General features: G+C 39.0%; 13 protein-coding genes. 8 read left to right on the plus strand and 5 right to left on the minus strand.

Going from position 1 to position 12096, the window contains the following annotated elements; translation table 11 throughout:
* Nucleotides 1-53: 53 nt before the first annotated feature.
* From BW935_RS03095 to BW935_RS03105, 3 genes are read right to left on the minus strand one after another with little or no spacing between them, the layout of a single operon-like run.
* Complete coding sequence (locus tag BW935_RS03095; RefSeq protein WP_076498491.1) at nt 54-1193, minus strand: DUF4221 family protein; 1140 nt, start codon at nt 1191-1193, stop codon at nt 54-56.
* A 13-nt stretch (nt 1194-1206) separates the two neighbouring features.
* Complete coding sequence (locus BW935_RS03100) at nt 1207-2343, minus strand: DUF4221 family protein (RefSeq protein ID WP_076498493.1); 1137 nt, start codon at nt 2341-2343, stop codon at nt 1207-1209.
* An 11-nt stretch (nt 2344-2354) separates the two neighbouring features.
* Nucleotides 2355-3485, minus strand: a complete 1131-nt coding sequence (locus tag BW935_RS03105; protein ID WP_076498495.1) for a DUF4221 family protein — start codon at nt 3483-3485, stop codon at nt 2355-2357.
* A gap of 283 nt (nt 3486-3768) precedes the next feature.
* On the opposite strand from BW935_RS03105, the gene BW935_RS03110 reads away from it, so the two are divergent.
* Nucleotides 3769-4965, plus strand: coding sequence for an MFS transporter (locus BW935_RS03110; protein ID WP_076498497.1), 1197 nt, complete (start codon nt 3769-3771; stop codon nt 4963-4965).
* A 66-nt stretch (nt 4966-5031) separates the two neighbouring features.
* Here the strand turns inward: BW935_RS03110 and BW935_RS03115 are convergent, their stop codons facing one another.
* Nucleotides 5032-5538: a DUF4890 domain-containing protein gene (locus BW935_RS03115; RefSeq protein ID WP_175606630.1), complete on the minus strand. Its 507-nt coding sequence runs from the start codon at nt 5536-5538 to the stop codon at nt 5032-5034.
* 116 nt (nt 5539-5654) lie between these two features.
* On the opposite strand from BW935_RS03115, the gene BW935_RS03120 reads away from it, so the two are divergent.
* From BW935_RS03120 to BW935_RS03140, 5 genes are all read left to right on the plus strand, one after another.
* On the plus strand, nt 5655-6098 hold the full coding sequence (locus tag BW935_RS03120) for a gamma-glutamylcyclotransferase family protein (protein ID WP_076498501.1): 444 nt from the start codon (nt 5655-5657) through the stop codon (nt 6096-6098).
* Nucleotides 6099-6185: 87 nt separating this feature from the next.
* Entirely contained in the window at nt 6186-6893 is a 708-nt protein-coding gene (locus BW935_RS03125) for a YebC/PmpR family DNA-binding transcriptional regulator (RefSeq protein ID WP_076498502.1), read from the plus strand.
* A gap of 56 nt (nt 6894-6949) precedes the next feature.
* Nucleotides 6950-7525, plus strand: coding sequence for an inosine/xanthosine triphosphatase (gene yjjX, locus BW935_RS03130; RefSeq protein WP_076498503.1), 576 nt, complete (start codon nt 6950-6952; stop codon nt 7523-7525).
* Between the two features lie 92 nt (nt 7526-7617).
* Nucleotides 7618-7932: a thioredoxin family protein gene (locus tag BW935_RS03135; protein ID WP_076498505.1), complete on the plus strand. Its 315-nt coding sequence runs from the start codon at nt 7618-7620 to the stop codon at nt 7930-7932.
* The gene (locus BW935_RS03140; RefSeq protein ID WP_076498507.1) at nt 7913-8170 is read left to right on the plus strand and encodes a DUF6952 family protein; all 258 of its coding nucleotides are present in this window, start codon (nt 7913-7915) and stop codon (nt 8168-8170) included. Before BW935_RS03135 ends, BW935_RS03140 begins: the two co-directional genes overlap by 20 nt.
* Before the next feature lie 67 nt (nt 8171-8237).
* Here BW935_RS03140 and BW935_RS03145 read toward each other — a convergent pair whose 3' ends face one another.
* Nucleotides 8238-9224 carry an NTPase gene (locus BW935_RS03145; protein ID WP_076498508.1) on the minus strand — a complete coding sequence of 329 codons (987 nt, stop codon included), beginning with the start codon at nt 9222-9224 and terminating at the stop codon, nt 8238-8240.
* Nucleotides 9225-9331: 107 nt separating this feature from the next.
* Here BW935_RS03145 and BW935_RS03150 point away from each other — a divergent pair, with 107 nt between their 5' ends.
* Complete coding sequence (locus BW935_RS03150; protein WP_076498510.1) at nt 9332-10246, plus strand: M28 family peptidase; 915 nt, start codon at nt 9332-9334, stop codon at nt 10244-10246.
* Between the two features lie 71 nt (nt 10247-10317).
* Nucleotides 10318-12096: a chloride channel protein gene (locus BW935_RS03155; protein ID WP_076498511.1), complete on the plus strand. Its 1779-nt coding sequence runs from the start codon at nt 10318-10320 to the stop codon at nt 12094-12096.

A 12096-nucleotide genomic window follows, 5' to 3' on the forward strand; every position in this document is an offset into this window, starting at 1 on the left:
GGCGGTTCTTTTTTATGAATTTTATTAGCTCATAATTTCCCAAACTATTAGATTCAATTGACCTTGATCCTAATATACCCCAACTCATCATCTACATTCAAATGGGAAAAAATTAGACCATCTTTGACAAATAGGATATTGATAGGATTGGGAAAGATGTTTGTAATCTCTTTTTCTCCTAGTACCTGAAATCCTTCATCAATAATGCTCATGAAGTGTTTGTATCGAGGGGGTTCTTCGCCAATATCCGGTAGTCCAAAATGGCTAAACCTGTAAAAGACCTTGTTTTTTTCATCCCAAAACAATTCCGAAAATTTTATTTCTTCTTTCATTCTATCCATCTCAGCTTGCAGTTCCATATTTGAACCTACATCATTTTTATATTCCCCTGATTTTTCATTGGCAAAAAGCGTATTGATAATTTTGTGATAACTTAAAGAATCCTTCCCAGGGTCATATTGATAAATGGCATTGAATGCGTCAGTCCAAAAAATGAACTTGTCCTCGTATTTACTTATCGACAATAGAGGAAAATATAAGCCCCCACCACCTCCAATATTGTAAGCGACTCTGAAATTTTCTCGGTTATCAAACTCAGGTAATTCTATCACGTCAGCTTTTTGATTTTTGAGATCCAATTTCAATATATTGGAGTTTAGCCTTTCGAAATTGGAGATACTGCAATACATCAGGTTTCTATCTTTGGAAGTAAATCTGACATGGAAATTTTCATTCGGCTTTAAACCCTCTTTCATCCAATCTTCCTGTTTGCTGATCCGCTCTACCACATTTCCATTCAAATCTGAGATCACAGATTGATCCCAATTATGGAAAGCGATATGTTCTTGATCAATCATTTCAATATCTAAAGCAAATCCAACTCCATCAGGTCCTTCTCTGTTGAACTCGGTTTTCTTGATCAACTCAAATTTATCTAAGTCAATCATCTCAAGCGTAAATTCTCTAACATTCCAATACAGGTGCCTGGATAAATCCGGACTTATTTGGTGTCCATAAGGGCTATAAACCGATGCCATCACTATTTCATCCTTCGACTCCACAATAACCGTATCCATGCTGATGGAAAAGTTTGCATAACTGACTGTTTCTTCTACTGGATCGGTTTTCGTATCAGTATTTTTGTTGCATGCAAAAAAACTAAGTGCGAGCAGTATCAAGTAAGGATTTTTCATTTTTTAAGGAGTTTTAATTCACCTTGATCCTAACATACCCCAACTCGTCATCCACATTCAAAAAGGCGTGGATTTTTCCGTCTTTTACAAATTGAGCTTTAGGAACTCCATCTACATTATCTGTAATTTCTTTTTCATTAATCACTTTAAAATCCTCACTGATAATACTAATAAAGACTTTGGATTTGATTTTTTCCTGATCTATTCTTGGCATATTGAAAGAGGTGATTCTATAAAAAACATGATTTACATCATCCCACAAAAGATTAGAAAAACTCACCTCCTCTTGTATTTCATTCATGATTCTGAAAAAAGCTTCCTCGGAATTTACATCATTTTCGTAATCCTTTATTTTTTCATTTGGTGTCAAAGAGTTACTTATCGTAATGTACTCGAGTGAGTTTGTCTTTGGATCGAATTGATAGATATTGTTAAAGACATTGGTGCAAAAAATCAATTTATCCTTATGCCGCGTGTAGTCAAGAGAAGGAGGAGCGGTGGAGGTAGAAATACCGCCATTCATTTCCACCGTAAAAGTTACTCTGAATTTTTCTCGTTTATCAAATTCAGTTAGTTCGATTAATTTGGTCTTTTTATTCGTCAAATCCACCTCAATAAAATTAGAATTCAATCTTTGGGGAGTTGCGATGGCACAGTATAGAGTTTCTCCGTCATCAGAAAAACCATAAGGTATAAGAGATTCATTTTCATTGAGTTCTCCTTTCATCCAATCTTCGTCTATACTGATAGTTTTAAGGAGATTGCCATTCATATCAGCAATATTGATTTGGGTCCATTGTACAAATCCTATTTTGTCTTCACCAATTAAGATGATTCTGTTTGGAAATTGACCAACACCATTTGGGCCTTCTTTTTCAAACCTTCTTTTTTCAAGAAAGACCATTTCATTCAAATCAACGATCTCAAGAATATGCGATCTATAGTTCCAAAAATATAGTCGGTCTGCACTTTGATTTAAAGTTTGATTATAAAAGTTGGTCGCTGCCATCAAAATCTCATCCCCTGAGTCCACTACCACTGTATCCATACTTATCGTGATATCGGCATAATTTCCAGCTGAACTTTGATCAGAATTTCCCCCACAGGATATGAGGAGAAGTGCGGCAATTGGTAGTATAAAATATTTCATTTTTGTATTTGTTAGTTGATTTTCATTCTAATAAATCCTAGCTCATCATCTACATTCAAGTAGGCATGGATCTTTCCTTCTTTTACAAACAGGGCTTTGGGAACTGATTTGACAATTTCAGTAATTTCTTTTTCTCCAACCACCTTGAAATTCTCGTTGAGGATACTTAGAAATACCTTTGACTTAACCTTTTCATCAGCAATTTTTGGCAAATTATAAGATGAAAACCTATAGAAAACCTTATTTTGATCATCCCAGAAGAGATTGGAAAACTTTACTTCTTCTTGGATTTTGCCCATCACATCTGTAAATGCTTCTTGAGTAGTAACCTCATTTTGGTAAGTTCCAGTTTTTTCGTTGGGCGTCAGTGTGTTAGTGATAGTAATATATTCTAAAGAGTCGGTGACAGGGTCAAATTGAAAAATGTGATTGAAGGCATCAGTCGAAAAGATGATTTCGCCATTAAACTTATTCATATTAAGTGCTGGATAAGTTGTCATCATCATTCCACCCCCATCTTCTTTGAAAGTCACTCTAAACTTTTCTCTTTTTTCATATTCTGGTAATTCAATCAATTTGGTTGTTTTATTTTCCAAATCGACTTGGATGATATTAGTATTTAATTTGTCGAAATTTGATATAGTACAATACATCGTGTTTCCATCATCAGAAAAACCAAGTGGGTTAAGAGACTCTTTTTCATCTAATCCTTCTTTCATCCATTCTTCGTCCATTTTGATATTTTTTATCAGTTTGCCTTCCAAATCTGCAATGACGATTTGATTCCATTCTACGAAAGCCACTTTATCATTACCGATCAACATGGTTTGATAAGGATATTGACCTACGCCATTTGGCCCTTCTTTTTCATAAAGTTTTTTCTCAAGTAAGGTCATTTCATCCAAATCAACGACTTCCAAGTTGTAAGATTTAATATCCCAATAATAAAGTCTATCAGTTTTAGGATTTATAGTATGACCGTAGGATTGGGTCGCTGCCATCAGGATTTCATTGCCAGAATCAACTACCACTGTATCCATGCTAATTGTGATATCTGCATAAGAATTCGCTGTGTTCTCTGCATCTTTGCTACCACAGGAGGCCAAGATTATTATAAAAAGAATAAAGACTAATTTTTTCATTTTTTGTGGATTAATTTATTGTTAGTTTGATAAATGCGAGTTCATCGTCAAAATTTTGATACAACCAAAGAAAATATAGGAATAGACCTAAGCAGAAGTGTAATCTTCATTTGAAATCTGTTTTAAAAGTTTCAATATAAACTAGCTTTATAAAATATCATATATTTCTTTGGATAAATTAACATCTACTTAGATAATTCTTGATTCCGCAGACTTACCATGTGACAAGAGTCTCATTAAATAGTCACAAGAAGTCATCACCTTTGTAGGCAAATTTTAATCCATGGAAAAAGTTAAGTTAGGCCTCAAAGAAAACTGGAAACAATTTACCCTCTTGGTCATCATCAATGCCTTTGTCGGCGGGATGGTTGGACTAGAGCGGAGTATTCTTCCACAGATAGCAGAAGTTGAGTTTGCAATCGCAGCCAAAACAGCAATTTTGTCCTTCATCATTGTTTTTGGTATCGTCAAGGCCATCACAAATTATTTTGCTGGTGCATTTGCCAATAAAATAGGACGTAAAAATCTATTGATCATCGGCTGGATATTTGGCTTGCCAGTTCCATTTATTTTGATGTTTGCACCTTCATGGGATTGGATTGTTGCAGCCAATGTACTTTTAGGCATCAATCAGGGACTTGCCTGGTCTTCTACAGTGGTGATGAAAATTGACCTGGTCGGTGAGAAGCAAAGAGGCTTTGCTATGGGGTTGAACGAATTTGCAGGCTATCTGGCCGTGGCGCTAGTTGCTTTTCTTACAGGTTATATTGCTGCAGAATACGGTTTGAGACCTTATCCATTTTATTTGGGAATAGGGTTGGCTGTATTGGGACTGCTGGGAAGTATCTTCTTCATCCAAGATACCCGAAAGCATGTCGCTGCTGAAGACCAACATAGCGATGTACCGAAGCTAAAAAATATCTTTTGGGAATCTACCTGGAAGCATCCAAATCTCGGTTCTGTCACGCAGGCTGGTTTGATCAACAACCTCAATGATGGGATGGCTTGGGGGATTTTCCCTATTCTGCTTTCTGTCAAAGGCTTTGATCTCGAGCAAATTGGTGTCATCACTGCTACTTATCCGGCCGTATGGGGTTTTGGTCAGTTATTCACAGGTAAAATGGCTGACTTGTACAGTAAAAAACACCTACTGTTCAGCGGAATGATCCTTCAGGCGGTAGCACTTGCACTTTTCCTTTTTGCAAGCTCGATGACGCATTACTTGATTTTAGCAGCGTCCTTAGGTTGGGGAACAGCCATGGTTTATCCTACTTTTCTGGCAACTGTAGCAGAAAACACCCACCCAACTGATCGTGCCAATAGCATAGGTGTATTCAGACTGTGGAGGGATTTGGGCTATGCCGTAGGAGCGATACTGACAGGAATCATCGCGGATAGTTTTGGAATAGAAATGTCCATTCTCAGCATAGGGGTTTTGACAGGAATCTCAGCAATGATCATTCTGATCAGGATGAAATAAAAAAAGCCTCACGCTCGTGAGACTTTAAATAAGAGTAGTAAACTATGCTAACCACATCATTTAATACTAATTACCCCCCCCTCTATTCATGCCACCGCCCATAGGTCGCTGACCCCCTCTTTCGCCTTCTGGTCTTCTTTGTTTTTTCATCTCCTCCCATTTTGTACGTTGCTCTGGGGTCAGGATTTTTTCAATTTCCTTGTCAAAATCCTCTTCTGGAATTTCTTCGATTTGAATTTCTACCACTTCTATTTCCTCAACGGCCTCAGCTTTTTTTGCTTTACCTTTTTGCTTCGCTTTTGCTTTTTTGTTCATGGCTTCAGCTTTTCTAGCCTCAGATTGCCCTTTTTCAGCCATCAAGGCCTGATGTTTGGTTCGTGCCATATTTACTTGATGGACTTTTTCCATTTGCTCATCAGACAATTCTAAGCGCTGGGTCATCATTCTTGTCATCATCTCTGCTCTAGCTTCAGGATTCATTGCTTGTCCTCTTTGCATTTGAGGTCCTCTTTGGGCTTGGACGAAGACTATTCCAATACCAAGGGCCAATAGTAGCATGGTTATTTTTTTCATGGATGTAGGGTTTAAATTAAGTAAAGTTTTCACTTCAGTGTCTGAGTTTGTATGTTTGGTCTGGAGTTTTGGAGCATCCCAAACTCCCTGATAAATATACATAAATATCTTTCCAAATGGAGACATTTCTATACTTTGGCTATGCGAGCAATTTGGATGTCAGTACCTTAGAAGGGCGGCTTCAGAAAAGACCTAAATTACTTGGTACAGCAGTCTTGCCACATTTCGGTTTTCGATTCAACTATCAAAATCCTGATGGGTCTGCAAGAGCCAATGTGATAGCTAGTCAAAATGAATCCGTCTATGGGCTTTTATTTGAGATCTCGGAAGCTGATAGAGGCTATTTTCTTCAGTCAGAGCCCGGTTATGATTTTATAGAAATGGAAGTAATGACCAAAGTTGGTCCAAAGAAAGCTTTTGCCTTTATTTCTCCTAAGATCACCAAGGGGATTTTTCCAAACAAAGCATACTTGGATACGATTATCAAAGGTGGACAAACCAATCAGATTCCAAAAGGATATCTTGCAAGCATCATCAATAGGGCAGGAAGCTTTATTTAAATGGCTCTTCTAGGTGGATTCATAGGCTCCTACAATCAGCCAAATCAAAAAATTTATTAATTTTACCCCAATTAAATACGTTTCAACATGGGAAGAGCTTTCGAGTTTAGAAAAGAAAGAAAATTCAAGCGCTGGAGTAAGATGTCCAAGGTATTTACCCGCCTTGGAAAAGAAATAGTCATGGCTGTAAAAGCTGGAGGACCTGACCCAGCTAACAATACCAAGCTGCGTACCATCATCCAAAATGCTAAAGGTGCAGCAATGCCTAAAGATAGAATAGAGGCTGCCATCAAGCGCGCTTCGAATAAGGACGAGAAAGATTATGAAGAGGTATTGTACGAAGGCTATGGCCCGCACGGAGTAGCTATGATCATCGAGACTTCTACTGACAATACCAATAGAACTGTGGCCAATGTAAGAAGCTACTTCTCAAAATGTAACGGTTCATTGAGCACATCAGGCTCTGTAAGCTTTATGTTCAACAAGAAAGCTGTATTTAGATTTTTGCAAGGTGAGCATGACATCGAAGAATTGGAATTGGAGCTGATTGACTTTGGATTAGATGAAGTTGCCGAAAATGAAGGGGAGATTTTCGTTTACACGGCTTTCGAAGATTTTGGTAACATGCAGAAGGCTTTGGAAGAGCGAAATATTGATATCATCAATGCAGATTTCCAATGGTTCCCTACTACGACGGTAGAATTGACAGAGGAGCAAGAAGAAGAGATCAACAAGCTGATAGAAAAATTGGAGGATGACGATGATGTCAATCAGGTCTTCACCAATATGGCATAAACAAACTGAGACCTGCTGGAATCAACTGGCAGGTTTTTTTCATTAATAAAGACGACATGGCTTTTCCGAAGAGAAAAAACATCAAAGAAGAAAAAAGACAAAAATTGGTTATTGTGGGAAGTAAAAACCCCGTAAAGATCAGTTGCACAGACCTAGGATTTCATCAAGCATTTGATAGTGAAGCATTCTTGATTGAAGGCCTCAACGTGAGTTCAGAAGTAGATGATCAGCCTATAGGAGATGAGCAGACTTACCTTGGCGCCTATAATAGGGCCAAAAATTCCAAAAATGTATTTCCTGAAGCTGATTTTTGGGTAGGAATAGAAGGAGGAGTCGAAGAGCAAGCTGGCGAAATGTATGCTTTTGCTTGGGTAGTCATCATAGATCCTACTGGGAAAATAGGTAAAGCCAAGACAGCCACATTTTTTCTACCTAATGTGATCACAGATTTAATCAAAGGTGGAATGGAGCTAGGTGCAGCAGATGATCAAGTTTTCAATAGAGAGAATTCTAAGCAAGGAAATGGTGCAGTAGGCATATTGACCAATGGAGCTGTCAATCGTAAGGAATACTATGCCCAAGCGATTATTTTAGCCTTGATTCCTTTTATGAACAAGACAATCTATATTTAAGCTTTCAATGATGCATTGAAATTTTCGATTGGTTTTTGAACACTTTGGACCTTAATTTTGTAATTCTAAATAAGAATTAAACGAAAGAAAATATGTTACAGGAATTAGAAACTGATACTTTACAAAATTTAGTACAAGAAAATGACAAAGTAGTAGTACAATATGGCGCTACTTGGTGTGGTAACTGTAGAATCATGAAGCCAAAGATGAAAAGATTGGCAGGTGATTATGAGGGGATTACTTTTCTTTATGTGGATGCTGAAAAATTACCTGAGTCTAGAAAATTAGCAGCTGTAACCAACTTACCTACTTTTGCTACTTTCAAAGGCGGCCAATTGGTCAACCAAGTTCAGACAAACAAAGAAGAAGGATTAAAAACATTGATCGATGAGATTGCCAATAATTAAGCACGTACTGGGTTTTATCGAAGCCAATGATGAAGACTGGGTGAAGGAGACCATCGAATTGTTGGAAAACATGACGGAAATACCATCACTCAAGGATGAGGAAATCGAAGTGATGGGTGAATTGCTCTCCAATCTGTATGGAACATTGGAGGTCAATCAAATGATCAAAGAGGGAATGGATAAGAAAGAAGCCATGAACGCCTTCATGAAGCGAGTGACTGGTTCGATAGATAAGTAAAAAGCGAAAAGTTGTTTAATCACCAAGTCAAACAAAATCGCAATTTCAAGGGCTCTGCGGAGCCCTTTTATTTTTGAAGATTTGACAAAAACTGACTCAGTGCAGTTCTCCAGTTTGGGTGTGCATCCCAAGTTGGACCAATATAGAGTTCGTTTCTCACCAAGAATTTGATGTAATATTTCACGACGATTCTAGAAGCTGCTTCTTCGTCAACCACAGGCAAGCCCATACTTTTCATGAGGTCTCCTTCTCTGCCTTCCACGCGCATCAGTACAAACTGCACCCTGTCTCTGATCAATTCAGCCTCAGATTTGGCCTCAGTAAGAAACTCCACCTGATAGGGATAATTGCTTTTGAATATGCCTTCTAAGCCTCGTTTTTCAGCCTCTTGCTCTGCAGCAATGGCTTCCGCAGATTTTCCCAACAAATCATAGCGGTACATAGTCAGGAAACTTGATTCGCCAGCCGAGCCACTGAGCGGCACACCTAGTTTAAACACATCCAGGTTCAATGGATTTCTAGGCAAAAACCTATTTGTTCCTCCCGCTATGGCTCCCGCAGCGGCAGGGTATTCGGGCACATCTAGCACCAGGTAGTTGTGGGAGCGGCTATTTTTTCCCAATGCTTCTAAAGCCTGAACCATTCCTCCCAAGTCAGGCATTTGAAGTGAAAAAACCCCTGCATTCGGAACCATGTTTTTGTTCATGGTATAAGGTGCAATATTCAAAGCCAGTTCGCCATTGGCTTTTCTGGTGAGAATGACGATATTTTTGATCAAGCGCTTATTGAAAGCTTCCGCAAAACCTGTCTGCACTTCTTCTGAAAGGGTCACATCTTCTAATTCATAATAGGCTACTGGATCTCCACCAGCTTCCACGAGGGCTGGATGGATGGCTTCTGCGAGTTCTTTCCAACTCAAGACAGGACGGGCTTGTGGTGCGCTAGAAATCATGACCACAGATTTTCCATCCAGAAAGGTATCTGGTAGTCCACCTTGACCAAAAAGGTCGATTGTCAATAAAAAAAACAACAGCGTCGCTGAGAAATACTTCATATTTTTAGATATTGCCAGAGATATACAAGCTATCACGAATATAAGCAACGTACTGAGAAATTTTAAATTATCCGCTTGAATTAAAAATCAATAAGATTATTTCCACCATGAAATTCACAAAATCAACAGCCCTCCTTTTTCTCTGCCTTTTGCTGGGATACAATACTTCTTTTGCTCAGAAAATAGATCAAGAGCAATTGATCAAAGATATTCAATACTTGGCATCTGAAGAGCTTGAAGGAAGAAAACCGCTCTCTGAAGGGAGCCTAAAAGCAAGAGCTTATATCAAAGAAAGATTCAAAAAGTTGGGCTTGAGTAGTCAATACGAGGATTATACGCAGTTTTTTGATTTCACCAATAGGAGAGAAAATAAAACGTATGAAAATGCAGCCAACATCATTGGGTTTATACCAGGTAGTGAATCTGATAAAATAATTGTCATCATGGGTCATTATGATCACCTTGGTAAGAGAGGAGATGAGGCATTTTTAGGCGCTGATGACAATGCTTCCGGTACTGCAGCAATGATGGCTTTGGCAAGTTATTTTGCAGAAAACAGACCCAAGCACTCAATGATGTTTGTGGCTCTGGATGCAGAAGAGATGGGCATGCAAGGTGCTAGAGCCTTGGTCAATGATTTCCCCTTTGAGCTTAAGCAAGTGAAAGTAAATATCAATATGGACATGGTCAGTAGAAATGATGACAATGAACTCTATGCCGTGGGCACCCATCATTATCCTTTTCTAAAGCCCAGCTTGAAGCGTGCGTCGGAGGGCAAAAGTCCTGTTTTGAAATTTGGTCACGATGTACCAGGCTCGGGTAGAGAAGACTGGACCAATGCCTCAGACCATGCCCAATTTCATCAAAAAGGAGTTCCTTTTATCTACTTTGGAGTGGAGGATCATCCGGACTACCATACACCAAGAGATACTTTTGAAAATATTCAACCCGAATTTTTCAAAGGAGCTGTGGAGTTGATACTAGCATGCATACTTGCACTTGATGAAGACTTGCTGAATTGATTTTCAGCAAGTCTTCTTTTTTTTAGCTTAGAATATCCGCTAAATTTGAATTTGTATCTAGCACTAAAATTTTGGCAAAGACTGATTTAATCACCCGTTTTTTGATCTGGAGACTCAGACACCTGAGCAACAAAAACTTTGTTTTAATACTAAGTGGGGTAATTGGTATTTTGGCTGGATTGGCCGCAGTCATTCTAAAGACAGCAGTACATGCAATTCAGAAGTTTTTGACTCAAAGTTTTTACGAGGATTATGCCAATTTCTTTTACATTATCTACCCGGTGATAGGTATAGGTTTGGCTTATGCCATTGGAAATTATATCCTAAAAGATGTTGGGGGCCATGGCATTCCTGATTTGTTATATAACATTGCAAAAAAGAGCAGTATCATTCCTCGGGTAAAGATGTACAGTCGAGTGATCACCTCTGCCATTACGGTCGGTTTTGGTGGATCAGTAGGGCTAGAAGCTCCCATCGTAGTGACAGGGTCTGCTATTGGATCTAATTTTGGTAGCTTGATGCACTTGAGTGCCAAGAAGAGAACACTCTTGATAGGTTGTGGTGCAGCAGGAGCTATTTCAGCGATCTTTGGAGCACCTATTGGTGCGGTCATTTTTGCAATTGAAGTAATACTCTTGGAGCTTAGCGTCGGAAGCTTTATTCCCTTACTGATTGCCTCAGTGACTGGTTCTATTACCTCCATGCTTTTACTTGGAGAGGATGTCATGTTCTCCTTTAATCTTTCCGACGAGTTTCTTGCCGGGCATATGCCATATTATTTTCTTTTGGCGATGGTGACAGGTATTATATCGCTCTATTTTAGTAGAGTTGTATTGAGAACTGAAGCCTTATTGGACATGATGAAGGATCCTTGGGTCAAGCTGCTCTATGGCGGTGCCTTCTTAGGGTTGATTGTTTTTTTCTTTCCGCCAATCTACGGTGAAGGCTATGACACGCTCAATGCCTTGATCGATGGGGAGCCACAGAGAGTTTTGCAGAGAAGTCCATTCTTTGCAGAGATTGACAACCCATATTTTATCATCATTTTCCTGATGCTCGTAGTCTTGATCAAACCTATTGCTTCTGCCATTACCATAGGGAGCGGGGGTAGTGGAGGTATCTTTGCACCTTCACTGTTTGTAGGGGGTATAGTTGGGTTTGTCTTTGCTTATGCTGCTAACCTTTTCGGAGTACCGATGGCTCTGCCTATTGCCCATTTTACGCTCGTAGCCATGTGTGGGGTCATGAGTGGGGTACAGCACGCTCCACTCTCTGCCATATTCTTGATTGCGGAGATCACAGGAGGGTATGAACTCTTTTTGCCTTTGATGCTAGTCTCAGCTATTTCCTTTGTGACCACCACTTACTTTGATAAGGATTCACTTTATATCAAGCAACTCAAAGGAACTGGCAGGTACCTATTCGAGTCCAAAGATGAAGAGGTATTAGATACTATCAATATTAGAAAAATTATGGAGACGGACCTACTTACGATTCAGCCTGATTCCAGCTTAAAGGACCTCTGCGGCTTGGTGCAATTGTCAAAGAGAAATATCTTTCCAGTGATCAGTGAGTCAGATGAATTGATGGGGATCATTACTCTGGATGATATTAGAGATATCATGTTTGATCCTGAGAAACAAGAATCTGTCAAAATCAGTCAATTGATGCACAGTCCTCCTGATATCATTCTTCCTAATGAAAGCATGCAACATGTCATGGACAAATTCGAAAAATCAGGTGCTTGGAATTTACCGGTAGTTGAAGATGGTGTTTATCTTGGGTTTATTTCTAAATCTCGAATTTTCAATGCCTACAGAAAGCGACTGCAAAGACAAAATCAAGATTAA

The sequence above is a fragment of the Belliella pelovolcani genome (genome assembly GCF_900156785.1).
In the GTDB taxonomy this organism is placed as follows: Bacteria; Bacteroidota; Bacteroidia; order Cytophagales; family Cyclobacteriaceae; genus Belliella; species Belliella pelovolcani.

Bases quoted from the DNA above. Each gene is read 5' to 3' on its own strand.
- BW935_RS03095 (WP_076498491.1), bottom strand. From the start codon at position 1,193: ATGAAAAATCCTTACTTGATACTGCTCGCACTTAGTTTTTTTGCATGC.
- BW935_RS03100 (WP_076498493.1), bottom strand. From the start codon at position 2,343: ATGAAATATTTTATACTACCAATTGCCGCACTTCTCCTCATATCCTGT.
- BW935_RS03105 (WP_076498495.1), bottom strand. From the start codon at position 3,485: ATGAAAAAATTAGTCTTTATTCTTTTTATAATAATCTTGGCCTCCTGT.
- BW935_RS03110 (WP_076498497.1), top strand. From the start codon at position 3,769: ATGGAAAAAGTTAAGTTAGGCCTCAAAGAAAACTGGAAACAATTTACC.
- BW935_RS03115 (WP_175606630.1), bottom strand. From the start codon at position 5,538: ATGAAAAAAATAACCATGCTACTATTGGCCCTTGGTATTGGAATAGTC.
- BW935_RS03120 (WP_076498501.1), top strand. From the start codon at position 5,655: ATGGAGACATTTCTATACTTTGGCTATGCGAGCAATTTGGATGTCAGT.
- BW935_RS03125 (WP_076498502.1), top strand. From the start codon at position 6,186: ATGGGAAGAGCTTTCGAGTTTAGAAAAGAAAGAAAATTCAAGCGCTGG.
- yjjX (WP_076498503.1), top strand. From the start codon at position 6,950: ATGGCTTTTCCGAAGAGAAAAAACATCAAAGAAGAAAAAAGACAAAAA.
- BW935_RS03135 (WP_076498505.1), top strand. From the start codon at position 7,618: ATGTTACAGGAATTAGAAACTGATACTTTACAAAATTTAGTACAAGAA.
- BW935_RS03140 (WP_076498507.1), top strand. From the start codon at position 7,913: ATGAGATTGCCAATAATTAAGCACGTACTGGGTTTTATCGAAGCCAAT.
- BW935_RS03145 (WP_076498508.1), bottom strand. From the start codon at position 9,224: ATGAAGTATTTCTCAGCGACGCTGTTGTTTTTTTTATTGACAATCGAC.
- BW935_RS03150 (WP_076498510.1), top strand. From the start codon at position 9,332: ATGAAATTCACAAAATCAACAGCCCTCCTTTTTCTCTGCCTTTTGCTG.